Origin of the sequence: Pseudomonas sp. HY13-MNA-CIBAN-0226 (assembly GCF_040310305.1) — a bacterium.
Taxonomy (GTDB): Bacteria; Pseudomonadota; Gammaproteobacteria; order Pseudomonadales; family Pseudomonadaceae; genus Aquipseudomonas; species Aquipseudomonas gregormendelii.
In genome coordinates this window covers 98,437-119,061 of record NZ_JBEOPS010000018.1, presented here as the reverse complement: position 1 = coordinate 119,061, position 20,625 = coordinate 98,437, and the positions used below count along the sequence as shown (strand labels likewise).

General features: G+C 59.8%; 16 protein-coding genes. 8 read left to right on the top strand and 8 right to left on the bottom strand.

Translation table 11 applies throughout. From position 1 onward, the window contains the following. Nucleotide 1: 1 nt before the first annotated feature. Together cydB and AAEZ05_RS20175 are read left to right on the top strand one after the other, a co-directional pair. Nucleotides 2–1,009, top strand: a complete 1,008-nt coding sequence (gene cydB / locus AAEZ05_RS20180; protein WP_266011892.1) for a cytochrome d ubiquinol oxidase subunit II — start codon at nt 2–4, stop codon at nt 1,007–1,009. A gap of 93 nt (nt 1,010–1,102) precedes the next feature. Beyond that, the gene (locus AAEZ05_RS20175; RefSeq protein ID WP_082069162.1) at nt 1,103–1,270 is read left to right on the top strand and encodes a DUF2474 domain-containing protein; all 168 of its coding nucleotides are present in this window, start codon (nt 1,103–1,105) and stop codon (nt 1,268–1,270) included. A gap of 50 nt (nt 1,271–1,320) precedes the next feature. Here AAEZ05_RS20175 and AAEZ05_RS20170 read toward each other — a convergent pair whose 3' ends face one another. Further along, a complete protein-coding gene (locus AAEZ05_RS20170; RefSeq protein WP_350648544.1) occupies nt 1,321–2,445 on the bottom strand; it encodes a methyltransferase in 1,125 nt (374 codons plus the stop codon). 619 nt (nt 2,446–3,064) lie between these two features. Between AAEZ05_RS20170 and AAEZ05_RS20165 the strand changes: the two genes are divergently transcribed. After that, nucleotides 3,065–3,841 (top strand): ferredoxin--NADP reductase, encoded by a 777-nt coding sequence (locus tag AAEZ05_RS20165; protein WP_205893990.1) that lies wholly within the window; start codon nt 3,065–3,067, stop codon nt 3,839–3,841. A gap of 33 nt (nt 3,842–3,874) precedes the next feature. Here AAEZ05_RS20165 and mscL read toward each other — a convergent pair whose 3' ends face one another. Then, nucleotides 3,875–4,300 (bottom strand): large-conductance mechanosensitive channel protein MscL, encoded by a 426-nt coding sequence (gene mscL / locus AAEZ05_RS20160; RefSeq protein WP_045059326.1) that lies wholly within the window; start codon nt 4,298–4,300, stop codon nt 3,875–3,877. A 427-nt stretch (nt 4,301–4,727) separates the two neighbouring features. Here mscL and radA point away from each other — a divergent pair, with 427 nt between their 5' ends. Continuing rightward, nucleotides 4,728–6,095 (top strand): DNA repair protein RadA, encoded by a 1,368-nt coding sequence (gene radA / locus AAEZ05_RS20155; RefSeq protein WP_045059327.1) that lies wholly within the window; start codon nt 4,728–4,730, stop codon nt 6,093–6,095. Between the two features lie 32 nt (nt 6,096–6,127). Here the strand turns inward: radA and AAEZ05_RS20150 are convergent, their stop codons facing one another. Then, nucleotides 6,128–6,496 (bottom strand): PilZ domain-containing protein, encoded by a 369-nt coding sequence (locus AAEZ05_RS20150; RefSeq protein ID WP_045059328.1) that lies wholly within the window; start codon nt 6,494–6,496, stop codon nt 6,128–6,130. 159 nt (nt 6,497–6,655) lie between these two features. On the opposite strand from AAEZ05_RS20150, the gene AAEZ05_RS20145 reads away from it, so the two are divergent. From AAEZ05_RS20145 to yjiA, 3 genes are all read left to right on the top strand, one after another. Further along, entirely contained in the window at nt 6,656–8,722 is a 2,067-nt protein-coding gene (locus tag AAEZ05_RS20145; RefSeq protein ID WP_045059329.1) for a carbon starvation CstA family protein, read from the top strand. A 15-nt stretch (nt 8,723–8,737) separates the two neighbouring features. Further along, nucleotides 8,738–8,935, top strand: a complete 198-nt coding sequence (locus AAEZ05_RS20140; protein ID WP_028620750.1) for a YbdD/YjiX family protein — start codon at nt 8,738–8,740, stop codon at nt 8,933–8,935. 125 nt (nt 8,936–9,060) lie between these two features. Then, the gene (gene yjiA / locus AAEZ05_RS20135) at nt 9,061–10,032 is read left to right on the top strand and encodes a GTPase (protein ID WP_045059330.1); all 972 of its coding nucleotides are present in this window, start codon (nt 9,061–9,063) and stop codon (nt 10,030–10,032) included. Nucleotides 10,033–10,164: 132 nt separating this feature from the next. On the opposite strand, the gene AAEZ05_RS20130 is transcribed toward yjiA, so the two are convergent. The 5 genes from AAEZ05_RS20130 to AAEZ05_RS20110 form a co-directional block, all read right to left on the bottom strand. Beyond that, nucleotides 10,165–10,854 carry a GntR family transcriptional regulator gene (locus AAEZ05_RS20130; RefSeq protein WP_350648542.1) on the bottom strand — a complete coding sequence of 230 codons (690 nt, stop codon included), beginning with the start codon at nt 10,852–10,854 and terminating at the stop codon, nt 10,165–10,167. Nucleotides 10,855–10,879: 25 nt separating this feature from the next. Next, the gene (locus AAEZ05_RS20125; RefSeq protein ID WP_045059332.1) at nt 10,880–11,584 is read right to left on the bottom strand and encodes a FadR/GntR family transcriptional regulator; all 705 of its coding nucleotides are present in this window, start codon (nt 11,582–11,584) and stop codon (nt 10,880–10,882) included. Nucleotides 11,585–11,651: 67 nt separating this feature from the next. Beyond that, entirely contained in the window at nt 11,652–12,965 is a 1,314-nt protein-coding gene (locus AAEZ05_RS20120) for a C4-dicarboxylate transporter DctA (RefSeq protein ID WP_045059333.1), read from the bottom strand. A gap of 257 nt (nt 12,966–13,222) precedes the next feature. Beyond that, nucleotides 13,223–14,476 carry a serine hydroxymethyltransferase gene (glyA, locus tag AAEZ05_RS20115; protein WP_054051411.1) on the bottom strand — a complete coding sequence of 418 codons (1,254 nt, stop codon included), beginning with the start codon at nt 14,474–14,476 and terminating at the stop codon, nt 13,223–13,225. A 241-nt stretch (nt 14,477–14,717) separates the two neighbouring features. Further along, nucleotides 14,718–18,566 carry a sensor domain-containing protein gene (locus tag AAEZ05_RS20110; protein WP_350648539.1) on the bottom strand — a complete coding sequence of 1,283 codons (3,849 nt, stop codon included), beginning with the start codon at nt 18,564–18,566 and terminating at the stop codon, nt 14,718–14,720. Nucleotides 18,567–18,854: 288 nt separating this feature from the next. Between AAEZ05_RS20110 and ettA the strand changes: the two genes are divergently transcribed. Further along, nucleotides 18,855–20,519 carry an energy-dependent translational throttle protein EttA gene (ettA, locus tag AAEZ05_RS20105; RefSeq protein ID WP_045059336.1) on the top strand — a complete coding sequence of 555 codons (1,665 nt, stop codon included), beginning with the start codon at nt 18,855–18,857 and terminating at the stop codon, nt 20,517–20,519. Nucleotides 20,520–20,625: the final 106 nt, after the last annotated feature.

The window sequence follows — 20,625 nt, the reverse complement described above, 5'->3', positions numbered from 1 at the left end:
CATGGGTATTGATCTTCCGCTGATCTGGGCCGTGATCATCATCTTCGGCATCATGATGTATGTGGTCATGGACGGGTTCGACCTGGGAATCGGCATTCTCTTCCCCTTTATCCCGGGCAAGACCGACCGCGATGTCATGATGAACACCGTTGCACCGGTCTGGGACGGCAACGAAACATGGCTGGTCCTGGGCGGGGCCGCCTTGTTCGGCGCCTTTCCCCTGGCGTACTCAGTGGTGTTGTCGGCGCTGTACCTGCCGCTGATATTCATGTTGATCGGCCTGATCTTCCGCGGCGTGGCGTTCGAGTTTCGCTTCAAGGCCAAGGATGACAAGCGCCACCTCTGGGACAAGGCGTTCATCGGCGGTTCGGTGGCGGCCACCTTCTTCCAGGGGGTGGCACTCGGCGCGTTCATCGATGGGTTACCGGTGGTTAACCGGCAATTCGCCGGTGGCTCGCTGGACTGGCTGACTCCGTTCACCCTGTTCTGTGGCGCCGCACTGGTCGTGGCCTATGCGTTGCTCGGTTGCACCTGGCTGATCATGAAGACAGAGGGCAAGTTGCAGGAGCAGATGCATAACCTCGCGCGCCCCTTGGCTTTCGTGCTGCTGGCGGTGATCGGTATCGTCAGTATCTGGACGCCGCTGGCGCATCCGGAAATTGCCTCGCGCTGGTTCACGTTGCCAAACCTGTTCTGGTTCCTGCCGGTGCCGATCCTGGTGCTGGTAACGATGTACGGACTGATTCGTGCCGTGGCGCGCAATGCCAACTACATGCCCTTCCTGCTGACGCTGGTCCTGATTTTCCTGGGCTACAGCGGTCTTGGAATCAGCCTGTGGCCGAACATCGTGCCACCGTCGATCTCGATCTGGGACGCTGCCGCACCGCCGCAGAGCCAGGGCTTCATGCTGGTGGGTACGCTGTTCATTATCCCTTTCATCCTGGGGTACACCTTCTGGAGCTATTACGTGTTCCGCGGCAAGGTCACCCACGAGGATGGCTATCACTAGGGCTACGCGCGTGTGAAAAGCCTGTGGGAGCAAAGCTTGCTCGCGATGGCGTCGATACAGGCGCCATCAACCTTAATAGGAGGGTAGAAAGTCATGGCCGGTAAACATTCGCTACATGAAATCGAAGCCGCAGAGAAGAAGCCGCTATGGCAACGCCTTGGCTGGCTGGCAATGATCTGGGTCGGCAGCGTCGGCGCATTGTTCATCGTCGCCAGCCTGATGCGCATGTTCATGAACGCAGCAGGCCTGAGCACGCATTGAGATGGGCGCATAAAAAAACCTCCTGGAAGGGAGGTTTTTTTTTGCCTGGATTATTTTCGCGCTTTGAGAATCACGAACTTCGGCGTCGCCGCCACCTGTTCGACGCCGCGAAACAGCCGCGCGAGTTTGCTGTGATAGCCCAGGTGACGGTTGCCCACGATGTACAGCGCACCACCGACCACCAGCGCTTCACGGGCCTGTTGGAACATGCGCCAGGCGAGGAAGTCGCCGACGACTTGCTGCTGGTGGAACGGTGGGTTGCACAGCACTACATCCAGCGACTGCGCGGCCTGTTCGGCCAGGCCATCACCGGCGCGCACCAGGACTTCCCGGTCACCTAGCGCTGCGCGCCAGTTTTCGCTCGCCGATTGCACCGCCATGAACGACTCGTCGACCAGCGTGTAGTGCGCCTCAGGGTTCTGCAGCGCGCTGGCGATCGCCAGCACGCCATTGCCACAGCCCAGGTCTGCGACCCGCGCTGTGCCGAGATTGTTCGGCAAGTGCGCAAGAAAAGCCCGGGTGCCGATGTCGAGGCCTTCGCGGCAGAACACGTTGGCGTGATTGAGCAACTCGATGGCCGGTGCATCCAGCTGATAACGGGTCGGGTAGGGCGACACCGCCGCAGGCTTGGGTTCGGCAGTGGCGATCAACAACCGGGCCTTCTTGACCGCCAGCGAGGCCTGTACCGGGCCAATGTAACGTTCGAGCAGATCACCCGCAGCGCGGGGCAGATGCTTGATCATGGCGGCGGCCACCACCTGGGCGCCGGGCGCCAGTTGCCCTTGCAGGCGGATCAGTTGCTCTTCCAGCAGGGCCAGGGTTTTCGGGACCCGGATCAACACCTGATCGAACGGGCCGGCAAAAGACTGATGGGCGGGTACTGTCGGCACTGCATCGAAGGCATGGCCATTGCGGACCAGATTTTTTTCCAGGCCCTGGAATGCCAGGAACGAGTCGCCACTGCTGGTGACCTGAACTTTACCGGCCAGGCTCGCAGCCAGTGCCCCAAAGCTGTCATTAAGCACCAGAACCCGCGTCTGAGCGGTCGGTTGCAGCTGCGCCAGGTGATTGAGCAAGTACTCGTCGGCGGCATCAAATGCCTGCAGCGGTTCATTCGACTGTTCGGGCTGGCGGATCAGGTCGAGGCGGGCGAAGGGTGTTTCGAGCAAAGGCATGGAGTGTGGCTCTTGGTAATCAACGGGGTTCCCGCCGCCAAGGGCCTGTTGCGGGCTGATCCGGCCGAGTGCACTGCGTCATGCGGGAGGGCATGTCATCACTCAGGAAGGACCGCAAATGGTACTTTTTTTTCTTAAGGATTACTCGCGGCATTTTTCAACGAACAGCCGAAGGCGCGAGAAACCCCGCAGTACTCCCTGCAATCAGTGTCCCATGACCATGGACTGCGGGAAAAAAGCTCCACGGTTCTTGCCATGGGTAACATTGCGCAATTGCAATATGCCACTATTGGGTCACGGTCTTCTGCTCTTTCCTTATCGCATCTAGTCCCAGCTTGTGGGGTAGCCGAGGTCCAGCACGTTGCAGGGTGTAGGGTGTAGGATTATTACCTCAGAAGTTTCACTATTATGTCGGCGCAATTACACATATTTCAAACGGTTGGTTCTAAGACAATTTGGATTGTGCAAAGGAGGTTTAGATGCTGCGTTTAATACGAGGCGTGACTAACGAACCGGTTAAACATTCTGTTGGTGCTCCGTTTAAAGCCATTACCCATCGTCGGTGTTTAATTTTGCGTTTTTGCGGGAAACTGCAAGCCTCTGTTTAATGGAGCGACCCATGACTGCCAGTGCAGAAAAATTTACCCGCCAGACCTTGCTCGACGTTCAGCCCCTGACGCCGAACCTGTTCACCTTGCGCACTACAAGGGATCCCGGGTTCCGCTTTCGCGCGGGCCAGTTTGCGCGCCTGGGCGTTACCAAAGCCGACGGCAGCACGGTGTGGCGTGCGTATTCGATGGTCTCCTCGCCCCATGACGAGTTTCTCGAATTCTTTTCCATCGTGGTGCCCAATGGCGAATTCACCAGCGAGCTGAGCCGGCTGGTCAAAGGAGACTCGCTGCTGATAGATCGCCAGGCATTCGGTTACCTCACACTCGATCGTTTTGTGGACGGCCGTGACCTTTGGTTACTGGCCACCGGTACCGGCGTCGCGCCGTTCCTGTCGATCCTGCAGGACTTTGAGGTGTGGGAGCGGTTCGAACGCATCATCCTGGTCTACAGCGTGCGAGAAGCTGCAGAGTTGGCGTATCAGGAGCTGATCGCCGGGCTGGCGCAGCGCGACTACCTGGCCGAGCATGCGCACAAGCTACAGTTCATCCCCATTGTCACGCGCGAGTCTCACGCGGGTGCCCTGAATGGACGAATCACCACACTGATAGAAAACGGCGACCTGGAGGGCGCGGCGGGGCTGACTCTCACGCCGGAACATTCGAGGGTGATGCTGTGCGGCAACCCGCAAATGATCGATGACACGCGTCAACTGCTGAAGCGCAGGGGCATGCACCTGAGTCTCAGCCGCCGCCCCGGGCAAGTGGCGGTGGAAACCTACTGGTGAGAAAACGGCGCCGAAAAGGCGCCGTTTTGCTGGTTATTCCAGGTTCCGCGGCCGCTCGTTCTGCACCTTCAGGAGGTCGCGAATTTCCCCCAGCAACACTTCTTCCTTGGTCGGAACAGGCGGCACGGTCGGGGCAACGGCTTCTTCGCGCTTGAGGCGGTTGATGGCTTTCACACCCATGAAGATCGCGAAGGCGACGATGATGAAGTCGATCACGCTCTGAATGAACTTGCCGTAGGCCAGCATCACGGCCGGGGTGGTTCCCTCTCCAGCCTTCAGGGTGACGGCCAGGTCACTGAAATCAACACCCCCGATCAACAGGCCGAGCGGCGGCATGATCACGTCGCCGACGAACGACGAAACGATCTTGCCAAAGGCCGCACCGATGATGATGCCGACCGCCATGTCGACCACATTTCCCTTGACCGCGAAGGCCTTGAACTCACTGATCACGCCCATTGGTTGATTCCTTGTACGGATTGGTTGGTAGCCGCAGTGTAATTCAGCAATTCGGTTTTTGCTCGAAACGGCTGCTTTAGAGCTTGCCAGCAGTCGACCCGGCTGCCGGCGAAAAGTTTACAAAAACCTCATGATTGTTGGGCGCTCAGCGTGTTTTAGCGAACTACTGTTTCAGTGAGTTACTTCTGAAAGTGCATGTTTGGTTAGTAGATGGTGATTTTCCTTGTTGGCGATGGTGCTGATGTTTCGAGTATTAATTAGGACGCGGCGGATACTGATCAGGAGGTCTGGTACAAGTTAATAGATTACAGTTGGATGGCAGTTGGGTAACTTGTCCAAAGGCAACTAAGGCTCTCGACTGTTCCGTATTGCTGCGCGCGTATCCGTTCCAGCTGCGCTATCATCCCGGTTTTTGCCGGGAGTCAAGATGGCCAAGGCCAAACGCATGTACGGCTGCACCGAGTGCGGCTCAACTTTCCCCAAGTGGGCCGGACAGTGCGGCGAGTGCGGCGCTTGGAACACCTTGACTGAAACCATGGTCGAGAGCGGTGGGGCGGCACCTCCCAGCGGTCGCACCGGCTGGACTGGCCAGCAAGCGCAAATCAAGACGCTGGCCGAAGTCAGCGTTGAAGAAATCCCGCGGTTCTCCACTGCCTCCAGTGAACTCGATCGAGTCCTGGGCGGTGGTCTGGTCGACGGTTCGGTGGTGCTGATCGGCGGTGACCCGGGGATCGGCAAGTCGACCATCCTCCTGCAGACCCTGTGCAATCTGGCCAAGAGCATGCCGGCGCTGTATGTCACCGGTGAGGAATCGCAGCAGCAAGTGGCCATGCGTGCCCGGCGCCTGGGATTGCCCCAGGACCAGCTACGCGTGATGACCGAGACCTGCATCGAAACCATCATCGCCACGGCGCGGGTGGAAAAGCCCAAGGTCATGGTAATCGACTCGATCCAGACGATTTTCACCGAGCAGCTGCAGTCGGCCCCGGGTGGTGTGTCCCAGGTCCGGGAGAGCGCCGCGTTGCTGGTGCGTTATGCCAAGCAGAGCGGCACGGCGATCTTCCTGGTCGGCCACGTCACCAAGGAAGGCGCGCTGGCGGGGCCGCGGGTGCTCGAGCACATGGTCGACACCGTGCTGTATTTCGAGGGCGAATCCGATGGCCGCCTGCGGCTGTTGCGTGCAGTGAAGAACCGCTTTGGCGCGGTCAATGAACTGGGCGTGTTCGGCATGACGGACAAAGGGCTCAAGGAAGTCTCCAACCCTTCGGCGATTTTTCTCACGCGTGCCCAGGAAGAAGTACCGGGCAGCGTGGTCATGGCGACGTGGGAAGGCACCCGGCCGATGCTGGTGGAAGTCCAGGCGCTGGTAGACGACAGCCATCTGGCTAACCCGCGCCGGGTGACCCTGGGCCTGGATCAGAACAGGCTCGCAATGTTGCTCGCCGTGCTGCACCGCCATGGTGGTATTCCAACCCACGACCAGGATGTGTTCCTCAACGTGGTAGGCGGCGTGAAAGTGCTGGAAACCGCGTCGGACCTGGCGCTGATGGCGGCGGTGATGTCCAGCTTGCGCAATCGTCCCTTGCCCCATGACCTGCTGGTGTTCGGTGAAGTTGGGTTGTCCGGTGAAGTACGTCCGGTGCCCAGCGGTCAGGAACGCTTGAAGGAAGCGGCCAAGCATGGCTTCAAACGCGCCATCGTGCCCAAGGGGAATGCGCCCAAGGAAGCACCGGCAGGGTTGCAGATAATTGCAGTGACGCGGCTGGAGCAGGCGTTGGATGCGTTGTTCGAGTGATTTTTGGCAGTTGGGTCTTCCCTGTGGGAGCGTCAGACTTCAATCAGTGCGCCCAGCTCCCGCTCCAGCTCCTGCGGGTCTCCCAGGTTGAACTCGATCAACCGCCGCAGGCGCTCGATGGATTCCAGGCTGATGTGGCGGCAGACAAACCCCAGTTGGCCGCGCTCCTGATGGGTGAGCTGCACATCCATCTTGATCTCGACCTCATCGGTCAGGTGAATTTCGACGGAAAAATCCTGTTGTGCATCACCCAGCCATGGTTCAGGACGCTCGATCAGCAGCCCCTTGAGTGAAAGATCGATCAGCTTTACTGGCCAGATGGACTGCCCTTGGCCCAGCTCGGTTCTGGCATCGAACGCAATACGTGTGAAGCGGCGGCGTTCGGCGGGTTGCTGGCTCATGGCGCGTTCCTCGAAATGTTTGCTGACTATAGACCCGCAGGGTGCGCGGCCGCCAGCAGGGACATGGCTCTAGACCAATGTCGGGGTATGGCCTTTGCCGTCAGGCCAGCTAAACTCGGGGTGGCTGTCTTTCTTGTCCACCCTGGCTGGAATCATAAAATGAAAAATAATAATAGCCTGCTACGCCACATACCCTGGCTGCTGCTGGCGATCGTAGGAGCGTGCGCCCTGGGCGTAGTGGCATTGCGTCGAGGTGAGGCGATCAACGCCTTGTGGATTGTGGTCGCGGCAGTGGCCATCTATCTGGTCGCGTACCGTTACTACAGCCTGTTCATCGCTAACAATGTGATGCAGCTTGACCCGCGACGGGCCACCCCCGCCGTACTCAACAATGACGGTCTGGACTACGTCCCTACCAACAAACACATCCTGTTTGGTCACCACTTCGCGGCCATCGCCGGCGCGGGGCCTTTGGTCGGTCCAGTCCTGGCGGCGCAGATGGGCTATTTGCCCGGTACCCTGTGGCTGATCGCCGGGGTGGTGCTGGCCGGTGCGGTGCAGGACTTCATGATCCTGTTCCTGTCCACCCGTCGTAACGGCCGCTCCCTGGGGGATATGGTCCGTGAAGAGATGGGCCGCATACCGGGAACCATCGCACTGTTCGGCTGCTTCCTGATCATGATCATCATCCTCGCGGTGCTGGCGCTGATCGTGGTCAAGGCCCTGGCCGAGAGCCCGTGGGGGATCTTCACGGTGATGGCGACCATCCCGATTGCGATGTTCATGGGCATCTACATGCGCTACATCCGCCCCGGTCGCATCGGTGAAATTTCCATCATCGGCGTGCTGTTGCTGCTGGGGTCGATCTGGCTCGGCGGGCAGATTGCTGCCGATCCGTTCTGGGCCAAGGCGTTTACCTTCACCGGGATCCAGATTACCTGGATGCTGATTGGTTACGGTTTTGTCGCTGCGGTGCTGCCGGTGTGGCTGATCCTGGCACCCCGTGACTACCTGTCGACCTTCCTGAAGATCGGCACCATCATTGCCTTGGCAATCGGCATCCTGGTCACCATGCCGGATCTGAAAATGCCGGCATTGACCCAGTTCATCGATGGCACCGGCCCGGTGTGGAAGGGCGGTTTGTTCCCGTTCCTGTTCATCACCATTGCCTGTGGCGCGGTCTCGGGTTTCCACGCGCTGATCTCTTCCGGCACCACGCCGAAGCTGTTGGCGAATGAAAGCCATGCCCGCTACATCGGTTACGGCGGCATGCTGATGGAATCCTTCGTGGCAATCATGGCGATGGTTGCCGCGTCGGTGATCGAACCGGGTGTGTACTTCGCCATGAACAGCCCGGCGGCCATCGTCGGTTCGGATGTGGTCACCGTCGCGCAAACCGTCAGCAGCTGGGGTTTTGCGATCACGCCGGAAGCCTTGCAGGCGGTAGCCAAGGACATTGGTGAAACCACCATCCTGGCACGTGCCGGTGGTGCGCCGACCCTCGCGGTGGGTATCGCGCAAATCCTGCACAGTGTGCTGCCAGGTGAAAACACCATGGCGTTCTGGTACCACTTTGCGATCCTCTTCGAGGCGCTGTTCATCCTGACGGCCGTGGATGCCGGTACCCGTGCCGGACGCTTCATGCTGCAGGATCTGCTCGGCTCATTCGTGCCGGCACTGAAGCGCACTGAGTCCTGGACCGCCAACCTGATTGCCACCGCCGGCTGTGTGGCGATGTGGGGGTATCTGCTGTACCAGGGCGTGATCGATCCACTGGGCGGCATCAACACCCTGTGGCCGCTGTTCGGTATCTCCAACCAGATGCTGGCGGGTATCGCGCTGATGCTGGCGACGGTCGTGTTGATTAAAATGAAACGTCAACGCTACATCTGGGTGACCATGCTGCCAGCGGTCTGGCTGCTGATCTGCACCGTGACCGCAGGTTTCATCAAGCTGTTCGATGCCAACCCGGCGATCGGTTTCCTGTCCCTGGCGAAAAAATACAGCGATGCGTTGGCCAACGGCCAGATCCTCGCACCAGCCAAGGACATCAACCAGATGCAGCACGTGATCTACAACGCATACACCAACGCAACGCTGACGGCATTGTTCCTGTTCGTGGTATTCAGCATCCTGTTCTATGCCATCAAGGTCGGTATTGCCGCCTGGGGTAAAAAGGAACGTACGGATAAAGAAGCGCCATTCCAGGCCCTGCCGGATGCGTAATCGAGGATTGCAAACATGTTCAATGACCTGAGTCGCCTCGGTAAATACCTCGGTCAGGCCGCGCGCCTGATGGTCGGCATGCCCGACTACGACAACTACGTCGAGCATATGCAAACCAATCACCCGGACAAGCCGGTGATGAGCTACGAGATGTTCTTCAGGGAACGTCAGGAAGCGCGTTACGGCGGCAAGGGTGGGCCGAAGTGCTGTTGATGCACAGGGTCTAGGCAACACACACACACTGTGGGAGCAAGGCCTGCCCGCGATGGCGATCTTTCGGACGCCATCGCGGGCAGGCCTTGCTCCTACAGTTTTTTTCGAGTCCGGGAGACCTTATTTTGTCAGCCCCTATCCCAGTCACCATCCTCAGCGGCTTCCTCGGCGCCGGGAAGACCACACTTTTGCGCCACCTGCTCAAAACCGAGCACGGTCTGAAAATCGCCGTGATCGAGAACGAATTCAGCGATGCCGGCATCGACACCCAGCTGCTGGGCGAGGAGCCGGTGCAAGTGATGACGCTGTCCAACGGCTGCGTCTGCTGCACTATCCACACCGATCTGACCAAAGCCCTGTTCCTGCTGCTTGAACGCCTGGACAGTGGTGAGATCGCCTTCGATCGCCTGGTGATCGAATGCACCGGGCTCGCCGATCCGGCACCTGTGGCGCAAACTTTCTTCATCGATGAAGAGCTGCGCGAGCGCTACATTCTCGACGGCATTATCACCCTGGTGGATGCAGCCCACGCCGATACGCACCTGGCCCAGACTATCGCCCAGGCGCAAATCGGGTTTGCCGACCGTCTGCTGGTGAGCAAGCGAGACCTCGTGGACGAGGCAACTTTCACCGCGTTGAGCGAGCGCCTGACCCGCATCAATCGTCGTGCACCCATTCGCCTGGTCGACCACGGCAAGATCGACCTGGCTGAACTGCTCGACGTCCGGGGCTTCAATCTCAATGCCGACCTCGGCAGTGGCTTGAGCCTGCGCCCGGTGAGCAAGGCCCCCTCCATTGACCGCATTTCCAGCCTGGTCCTGCGGACCGACAAGCCGCTGGATATCGACAAGCTCAGCGAGTTCATGAATGAACTGCTGGAAGCGCATGGCAAGCAATTGCTGCGTTACAAAGGCGTTTTGAGCATCGCCGGCGAACCGCGGCGGATGGTGTTTCAAGGGGTGCTGAAGTTGTATGGCTTCGACTGGGACACCGAGTGGGCGCCTGGCGAGCCGCGCGAAAGCGTGATCGTCTTTATTGCGGATGATCTGCCGGAAGAGAAAATTCGGGAAGGATTTGCGCGGGTGGCAGCAGAGTAAACACAGTGATATTCAGGGTGTTTGCGGGCCTGTTCGCGAGCAAGCCCGCTCCCACATTCTGACCTGTGTCTGCCACAAGCTTTGGGTCATGCACGCATCCCTTGCAGGAGCGGGCCCGCTCGCGAAGGCGGCCTAGCCGGCAGCGCGATTGCGGCCGGTCATGGAGGGCATGTTCATCAAAAGCTCCTCCAGTTGATCCAGGTGTCGGTTCAGCAGTGTCTTCGCCATCGTTTCATTCCCGCACTCCACCGCGTCCAGGATTCCCTGATGTGCCTGCCAATCGCAACAATTCGCTGGGTGTGCATCAGCCTGTGCAATCGCCAGCGAGGTCAAGGGCACCAGACTGCCCAGGAAATGCGCCAATGGTGCATTCCCCGCCATCTCTGCCAACAGCAAATGAAACTCTCCTGACAGCCGAATAGCTGGTGCCTGTTCGGTACAGCTGTGCTCCTGTTCGAGCAGCGCGTGCAACCGTTTGAAATCCTGGCGGCCACTGTTCCGACAGGCGAGTTGCACCAGCGTGTTTTCCGTCAACCGCCGTGCATGCAAAGTCTGGCGGATCTGTTCGCGATCGAGCAAAGCGACCCGAGGCCGATGATTGGGCCGCAGAATAATGATCTGCTGATGCGAAAGGCCGCTCAGCACACCACGAATGTCGCTGCGACGGGCGCTGAACATTTGCGCCAGGCTGTCTTCAGTAAACCGACTGCCCGCATTGATGCGCTGGTCGAGAATGGCATCGAACACCCGCGCATAAAGATCATTGAGCGGCAGGGCGCAGGGCAGGGCGCCGAGATTCTGAGGTGAAGCGAAGCTGTTCATGGCCGGTCTCCAGTTCCAGGCGTGTTCAACTGCGAAGGTTGTCGTCTGGAATATTCAATTCGATGCCCATGCGCTGACCTTCCCGAAGAATGTGACGACGCATCTCGGCACTGGCCTGGGCGCTGTTCTTGCTGCGGATCGCCCGCACCACGGCTTCGTTCTCTTCGAGACGTTCAGCCAGGTGTTCCGGGGAGTTGCGCAGCACCTCGGCGCTTTGCTTGAGGGCGTTGCTGGTTTGCTGCACCACACTCTGGAAAATCGGATTCGACGTCAGGGTGAACAGCTCTTCATGGAACGCGATGTAGGCATTCACCCCGGCTTCGCTGTCGTTGGCTTCCAGGGCTTCGCGCATGTCCATCAGCGTGAGACGCAACTGCCCGACTTCCTTGCTGCTGATGGACTGCGCGACCAGCCCGACAATGAACGGCTCAAGGGTGTAGCGCAGTTGCAGCACGTCTTCCAGGCTCGCCCCCGCCACCGCACTGTCATGGGACTGGCTGTCGCTGAGATTGGCCTCCAGGACCACAACACCCTTGCCCGGCATGGACCGCACCAGACCTAGCGTTTCCAGGACGATGACGGCCTCCCGCAAACTCGGGCGGCTGATGCCCAATTGTTCTGCCAGTTCCCGTTGCCCCGGGAGCATTTCGCCGGAGCGCCACTGGCCGCGGGCCAGAGCGGCCCGAAGTTTTTCCACGACTGAGTTCACAACGGTCGACGAGGTAATCACTGTTCGCTCCATGAGCATTCAAAACGTTTGATGACCGTGCCCGCCCCTGGGCAGGCACGGCAGTGATTCAAAATTCCTGCTGGTGCGCGGGACCGACTGGTTTTCTCGGCTGGAAGGTATAACCCACCTGGCCGGAAAGCACCTTGTTTGCGCGCTGGATATCGATGTCTTTTTCCCAGCGGGCAATGGCCACTGTTGCCACACAATTGCCGATCAGGTTGGTCAGCGCTCGGCCGATCCCCATGAACCAGTCGACCGCGAGGACGAGCACCAGACCCACCACCGGAATCGCCGGGATAGCCGTGAGTGTCGCCGCCAGGATCACCAGCGCCGAGCCGGGTATCCCGTGGGCACCTTTGGAGGTGATCAGCGAGACCAGCAGAATCGTCAGCAGATCGGTCATTGCCAGTGGCGTGCCGGTCGCATTGGCAATAAAGACGATGGCGAGGGTCAGGTAGATCGAGAAACCGTCGAGGTTGAACGAGTAACCCGTAGGGATCACCAGCCCTACCGTCGAGCTGCCGATGCCCAGGTGCTCGAGCTTGCGCATGATCTGCGGCAGTACGGCGTCGGAGGAGGCGGTGCCCATGACGATCAGCAGTTCTTCACGCAGGTACTTGAGCAGCGGCCACATCCGCAGGCCGGACACGCGCATCACCAGGCCGAGGATCAGCGAGACGAAGGCCACGCAGGTCAGGTAGAACAAACCCACCAGGCTGCCCAGATGCTGCAGGGAGTCCAGGCCGTATTTGCTGGTGGTGAACGCGATGGCGCCGAACACGCCGATCGGCGCCAGGCGCACGATCATGCCCATGATGCGAAAGATCACATGGCTCAGCTCGTTGATCAGCCGGGAGATGCCCGACGCCGCTTCACCCACCAGGTTGAGTGCGCTGCCAAACAGGACCGAGAACAGCAGCACTTGCAGGATGTTGTTGTCGGCAAAGGCACCTACCACCGACGTGGGAATCAGGTCCATCAGGAACTGCGTGGTGGTGTGCATATGCTCGCCGCGCTGGGCGATGTCACCCATGTCGGCGGCGGAAAGCTGATCCAGGTGAATGTTGGCGCCGCTGCCAATGCCGGTGCTGAAGGCGAATACCAGGCCGATGACCAAGGCGATGGTGGTCAGGATTTCGAAGTAGATCACCGATTTGAGGCCAATGCGTCCGACCTTCTTCAGGTCGCCGGCACCGCTGATGCCACTGACCACCACGCAGAACACGATCAGGCCGATGAGCATCTTGATCAGTTTGATGAAACCATCGCCCAGCGGTTTGAGCTGTGCAGAGTATTCAGGGAGGGTCAGCCCGCAGACGATGCCGAGCACCAGTCCGAGAACCACTTGGAGGAAGATTGAACGCGAGCACCATCTGAGCATGGGAGGAATCCTGGTCGGTGTCCTGGCTGCCGGCGCTTGGGCGCTCAGATTCAGGACTTAATTATTGTGGTCTTACCGGTATGTCCAGTGCAGGCGCAGTCTACGCTGGGTTTTTCCTGAATTTCAAGTGTGCTGACTAGAATTGGCATGACCGGTCTGACCAGCGGCGTAAGCCGCGCTACGGGGGAATATCGGGGGCGAAAAAAAACCGGCCAATCACTTGGCCGGTTTTTCATCCTGCGGGTTTAACGTCGCAATTAAGCGCCGTACACCGGCAGCTTCTTGCAGATGGCCTTGACCTTCTCACGAACGGCGTCGATCACCGCTTCGTTGTTCAGGTCTGCCAGGATGTCGCAGATCCAGCCGGCCAGTTCCTTGCACTCAGCTTCCTTGAAGCCGCGAGTGGTCACGGCCGGAGTGCCGAAGCGCAGGCCGGAAGTGACGAACGGGGAGCGTGGATCGTTAGGCACGGAGTTCTTGTTCACGGTGATGAAAGCCTTGCCCAAAGCGGCGTCGGCATCTTTACCGGAGATTTCCTGCTTGATCAGCGACAGCAGGAACAGGTGGTTTTCAGTACCGCCCGATACCACGTCAAAACCGCGCTCGATGAACACGCCGGCCATGGCCTTGGCGTTCTTCACCACTTGTTGCTGGTAGGTTTTGAACTCAGGCTGCAACGCTTCCTTGAAGCAAATCGCCTTAGCGGCGATCACGTGCTCCAGCGGACCACCCTGGGCGCCCGGGAATACCGCGGAGTTGAGCTTCTTCTCGATGTCGGCGTTGGCGCGAGCCAGGATCAGGCCGCCACGTGGACCACGCAGGGTCTTGTGCGTGGTGGTGGTCACCACGTCGGCGAATGGCACCGGGTTCGGGTAGACGCCAGCGGCGACCAGACCGGCCACGTGAGCCATGTCAACGAACAGGTAGGCGCCAACCTTGTCGGCGATCTCGCGGAAACGCGGGAAGTCGAGGATCTGCGAGTAGGCGGAGAAACCGGCCACGATCATTTTCGGCTTGTGTTCAACGGCCAGGCGCTCGACTTCGTCGTAGTCGATCAGGCCATTGGCGTCGATGCCGTACTGAACGGCGTTGTACAGCTTGCCGGAGGAAGAAACGCTGGCGCCGTGGGTCAGGTGACCACCGTGTGCCAGGCTCATGCCCAGGATGGTGTCGCCCGCTTGCAGCAGAGCCAGGTAAACGGCGCTGTTGGCTTGCGAACCGGCGTGTGGCTGAACGTTGGCGTAATCAGCGCCGAACAGTTCCTTGGCGCGATCGATAGCAAGCTGCTCGACCACGTCGACGAACTCGCAGCCACCGTAGTAGCGCTTGCCCGGGTAGCCTTCGGCGTACTTGTTGGTCAGTACCGAGCCTTGAGCTTCCATCACCGCAGGGCTGGTGTAGTTTTCCGAAGCGATCAGCTCAATGTGCTCTTCCTGGCGCTGAGCTTCTTGCTCCATGGCGGCAAAGAGATCGGCGTCGTACTTGGCAATAGTCAAATCACGGCTGAACATGGCGGTCCTCAAGGATCGGGGCAGAAAAGGGGGGCATTCTAACCTAACGAGTTTTAGATGGCATATGAAAGGACATCATGTCGCAGACAAGTGGGCTTCATGACGGGATCAGCGGTGATCGTGCGGCCCCCATCGCCAGCAGGCTGGCTCCCACAGTAATTGCGATAGCCTGCAAACTTCCTGACCGACCACAAATTCTTGTGGGAGCCAGCCTGCTGGCGATGGCCTCCCTGCAAAAATCTCAGTCGAACTCGAACAACGTCTCGCGCCCGAACTGCGCCTCAAACCCGCTGGCCGGCATCGGCCTCCCGAACAAATACCCTTGAACTTCATCGCACCCATGCTCACGCAGGAAATCCAGCTGCTCCTGGGTTTCCACGCCTTCGGCGATCACCGCCAGGTTGAGGCTGTGGGCCATGGCGATGATTGCCCGGGCAATCTGTGCGTCCTGTTCGCCGGACGGCAGGCCATCGACAAACGTGCGGTCAATTTTCAGCACGTCGATCGGGAATTGCTTGAGGTAGTTAAGCGATGAATAGCCAGTGCCGAAGTCGTCGACCGCAATGCTCAGGCCGAGATTTTTCAAGCCGTCGAGGATCTGCATCGCCTCGCTGACTTCGCGCATCAGAATACTTTCGGTCAGTTCCAGCTCCAGGCACGCCGGGGGCAGGCCGGTTTCCTTGAGGATGTTGGCGATGCGCGTGCCCAGTTGGCCGTCGGAGAACTGCCGCGCCGAGATATTCACCGACACTTTTGGCACGCGAACCTTGGCCTGGTGCCAGGACTTGAGCTGGCGGCAGGCTTCGCTGATGACCCAGTCGCCGACATCAACCACCAGGCCAAGCTCCTCGAGCACCGGAATGAAATCCCCCGGTGGTACCAGCCCGCGTCGAGGGTGGCGCCAGCGCAGCAAGGCTTCGGCGCCCGTCAGGCGCTTGCCGTCGCCGCTGAACTGCGGCTGGTAATACAACACGAATTCGTCTTGCTCCAGGGCATGGCGCAAATCGCTCTCGAGCTCCAGGCGCTCCAGGGCACTGGCGTTCATGTCGGCCTGATAGAACTGGAAGTTGTTCTTGCCGCGCTCCTTGGCGTGGTACATCGCGGTATCGGCGTTTTTCATCAGCTGACTGAGCTCGTTGCCGTCTTGCGGGCTCAGGGCGATGCCGATACTGGCGGTGACGAAAAACTCCCGGCCTTCAAGCACGAAGGGTTTCACCAGGCTGCCAAGAATCTGTTCGGCCACATGAATCGCCCGGTTCAACGCCATCTCGCGGTTGGCCCGCGGTTGCAGGAGCAAGGTGAACTCGTCGCCGCCCATGCGGGCCACAGTGTCATCATCGTCGACGCAGCCGAGCAGGCGCGTGGCCATTTCCTTGAGCATGCGATCGCCGGCCGCATGGCCCAGGGAGTCGTTGATCGGCTTGAACCGGTCGAGGTCGAGGAACATCAGCACCACCCAGCCTTTCTGCCGTTCCGCCGATTGCAGAGCGGTGTGCAGGCGATCCTGGAACAGCGTGCGGTTGGGCAGGTGAGTCAGGGCGTCGTAGTAGGCGAGGCGATGGATTCGCTGTTCGCTGGCCTTGCGCTCGCTGATGTCGCTGAAGAAGCACACATAGCTGGCCAGGTCGCCTTCGTCATCCAGCACGGCGGTGATGCCGACCCAGGCCGGGTAATGCTCGCCGTTACGCCGCTTGAGCCACACTTCGCCTTCCCAGGTGCTGTGCTCGTTAAGCTGTTTGAGCACGTAGCGCAGGTGCGCGTCCTGTTGCTCGTCGACGGTCAGCATGTTCGGCAACTGGTCGAGCACTTGTTCGACCGCGTAACCGCTGACCCGGCTGAAGGCTTCGTTGGCCTGCACGATGTAACCGGCTGGGTCGGTGATCAGGATGGCCGAGGTCGAGTGCTCGAACACCGTCGCCGCCATGCGTAGATCTTTCTCGGCGCGGCGTTGCTGACTGATGTCGCGACCGACCCCCAGCACGCCTTCGAAGGCTCCCTGGTCGTCCCAGACCAGCACCAGGCGCAGCTCGATGGGGACCTTGCGACCGTCGGCGCGCAGGCAGTCGAAAAGGAACAGTTGGGTTTGCACCTGGTCGCGCAACAGCGCCAGTCTGTCAGGTTTGTTCAGCGCCTTGCTGATCCGGTCCATCAGGCTGTAGATACCGGTCAGTTGCTGCGGGTTGGCAATTGTCGATTGCCAGCCGTTCTGGAAGATCCATTCGACGTCATAGCCCAGCACGGCATGCACCGAGGGGCTGACGTAATTGAGTGCCATTGCGCTGTCGGTGGAAAAAATCACGTCGCTGATGCTTTCGGCGAGCATGCGATAACGCTGCTCGCTGTCGCGCAGGGATTCGCTGGCTTCGATCTGCTCGGTGATGTCCTTGGCCACGCCGATGATGCGCGTGACCTGGTCATGTTTGTCCCGCGCCAGGGCTTGTTCGCGCACTTCGAACCGGCGCCATTTGCCGTCCCGGTGGCGAAAGCGTAACTGGCATTGCATCAGCTGGCTGTAACCGCCGTGGCGCTGGGCCTGGCGCGATCGATGATACAAGTCGGCATCATCGGCGTGCAGCAGGACTTCCCAGAAGTAATCGCCCATCTGGTGCAGCTCGGTACGGTTGTAGCCGAGGGTCTGGCCCAGATGGTGGTTGCTGAAGATCATTCGCTGGCTGATGACGTCTTGCACATACAGGTGATCCGGAACCGTGCGTACCACATCGGACCAGAATCCTTCACGTTCCAGCAGCGACAGCTCGATAAGCTTGCGGCTGGTGACGTCGGTGATGCTCAGGATCACTGCCTTATAGTCGCTCTGGTCCTCGGGCAGGCGCAGCACCAGCCACAAGTGCTGATCACGGCCGCTGGCGTCCTGCAGGCGGATCTCCAGTTCGAGCTGTTTGTGCCGCTGCAGAACGGCTTCGAGTATGGGCTGGCCGATGGCCGAGCTGGTCAGTGGATTACCGTCGATCAGGCGCTTCCAGGCCTCCTCCGGAGCATTGACGTCCAGTAGCAGAAGGGCTACCTCATTGACTTCGGTGATGCGCATTTCGCGCAGCAGCTGTTCACGTTGCGTTGGCACTGCCAGCCAGCTTTGCAACTGTTCGGTGTCAAGGATGCGGGCCTTGTCGAATGCACTCTTGAGCCCGGACAGATCCAGTACGCACAGGGCGACCCCGGTGCCTTCGAAGATGTCCTGATAGCGTCGACGCCCCTCATGCAACTGGCGCTGGCGGCGGCGCATGTTCAGCAGCGCGATGAAGGGCAGCAGGGAAAAGGCCAGCCCGAGCAGGCATTTGCCGATGAATGCGGGCAACAGATGCTCGATCACGCGCTGACGGTCGAACAGCCCGCGCAGTTGCCAGTCGCTGCTGCTCAGAGGCACCGTCAATACGCTGTTGGCCAGGTCCTCTGCCGTCAGTTCACTTGGCTCCGATACCGGCACGGCGTTATCGCGGCTGACAATTTGCCGATTGATGCGGTTTTCCACCAGCCACAGTGGGCGGATGCCGGCCTCATTTTGCTTGGCCAGCGATGCGAAGAAGGCCGGAGACAGGCGCAGCGCCCAGTAACCGCGAGTGCTGCCGCTGGGCTGGTGCAGCAGCAAATGGACCACCGAGCCGTCGTCGGCATTGCTGAAATAGTGCGCCTGGGCGCGGCTGCGCTGAACCAGCTGGCTCAGGTAGTCGGCATCGTTACTGTCCACGGCGCTGTCGCTGAGCACTTTCCCAGACGGACTGAGCAGTGCCAGGCTGCGTACATCAGGCAGCGACTGCTGGATTTTGCGCAGCAGCGCCTGCTGTTCTTCGCGAGTCTGTGGCTGCTCGACGATCGGCAGCAGGTTCAGGGCGATCTGCGCGTTCAGCGCCATATTCAGGCTGATTTGAGAAGCCAGGTCGGCGGTGAAGTCGATGGTGTACTGGCGCTGGTTCTTTTGGGTTTCGCGCAGTTGGTCGAGCAGTTGCCAGAAGAGTAGGGCCAGCAGCAGTAATGCGAGTGTGGCCAGCCCACCTTTTAACGTCCCGCGCAGGGGAGAGCCGGCCGCAGAACGGGCATCGTTCACAGAAGACGGTGGAGGCACGTTAGTCAAGCTGTGTAATCCTGCGCAAGGGCTGGGCTGGCGCGACGCGCACTATAAGCCGGACGCCCGAAGGGCGGCTAGCATGCCTTGAGTTGTGGCAAAGTGCCAGTCCCGCTCGGCTGGACTGCCATCCATCATTAAGGTAGCTTTGCCGGTTACGTGGGAGCGTTCCAGCTCCTAGAATCAGACTTTCTTCAGCGCGCACGCATTGGTCCCTATCAAGCGGTCAGCGCGCACGGTCTGGCCGGGCCTCGCCCGCGCTCCAATCATTCATCTGTCACTGACCCAAGGTTCTCCATGGCTCAATACGTCTTCACCATGCATCGGCTGGGAAAAGTTGTTCCGCCGAAGCGGGAAATCCTGAAAAACATTTCGCTGTCTTTCTTCCCTGGCGCCAAGATCGGCGTGCTCGGCCTCAACGGTTCGGGTAAGTCCACGCTGCTGAAAATCATGGCGGGCGTCGACACCGAATTCGAGGGCGAAGCCCGTCCGATGCCGGAACTGAACATCGGCTACCTGCCGCAGGAACCGATCCTGGATCCGACCAAGACTGTGCGCGAAGTGGTCGAGGAAGCGGTCAGCGTGATCAAGAACGCCCAGGCTCGCCTGGACGAGGTCTACGCCGCTTACGCCGAGGAAGATGCCGACTTCGACAAGCTGGCTGCTGAACAGGCCAAGCTCGAGGCGATTCTGCAGGCCAGCGATGGTCACAACCTGGATCGTCAGCTGGAAGTGGCGGCCGATGCACTGCGTTTGCCCGCCTGGGACGCCAAGGTCGAATTCCTCTCCGGTGGTGAAAAACGTCGTGTGGCGCTGTGCCGCCTGCTGTTGTCGGCTCCGGACATGTTGCTCCTGGACGAACCGACCAACCACCTGGACGCCGATTCCGTCGCCTGGCTGGAGCACTTCCTCCATGACTTCCCGGGCACCGTGGTAGCGATCACGCACGACCGGTACTTCCTGGACAACGTTGCCGGCTGGATTCTCGAACTCGACCGCGGCGCCGGTATCCCGTACGAGGGCAACTATTCGGGCTGGCTTGAAGCCAAGTCCAATCGTCTGGCTGCAGAATCCAAGCAGCAGTCAGCCCATGAAAAAGCCATGAAGGAAGAACTGGAGTGGGTGCGCAAAGGCGCCAAGGCCCGCCAGTCCAAGTCCAAGGCTCGTCTGCAACGCTTCGAAGAAATGCAGTCGCAGGAATTCCAGAAGCGTAGCGAAACCAACGAGATCTACATCCCGGCCGGTCCGCGCCTGGGTGACAAGGTCATCGAGTTCAAGAACGTCTCCAAGGGTTACGGCGATCGCGTGCTGATCGACAACCTGTCGTTCTCCATGCCCAAAGGCGCCATCGTGGGTGTGATCGGCGGTAACGGCGCGGGTAAATCCACGCTGTTCCGCATGTTGATGGGCAAGGAGACTCCGGATTCGGGCACCATCGAAGTCGGGGAAACCGTGCAACTGGCTTGCGTTGACCAGAGCCGTGAGGACCTGGATGGCAGCAAGACGGTATTCCAGCAAATCTCCGACGGTTCCGACCAGATCCGCATCGGCAACTACGAGATCCCGTCGCGTACCTACGTGGGTCGCTTCAACTTCAAGGGTGGCGATCAGCAGAAGTTCGTCAAGGACCTGTCCGGTGGTGAGCGCGGTCGCCTGCACCTGGCCCTGACCCTGAAGGAGGGTGGCAACGTCCTGCTGCTCGACGAACCGTCCAACGACCTCGACGTTGAAACCCTGCGCTCCCTGGAAGAAGCCCTGCTGGACTTCCCGGGCGCCGCCATTGTGATCTCTCACGATCGGTGGTTCCTGGACCGCGTGGCGACGCACATCCTGGCGTACGAAGATGACTCGCAAGCCGTGTTCTTCGAAGGTAACTACACCGAGTACGAAGCCGATCGCAAAAAGCGTCTCGGCGAAGCAGCTGCCCAGCCGCATCGTGTACGGCACAAGAAACTGGCCTGATTCTGGGTTGGTTGCATGAAAGAACGGAGCCTTCAGGCTCCGTTTTTTTTGTTCTGTTTTTCAGGGATACCGAGTGGAATTCATCGCCGGCAGGCCAGCTCCCACA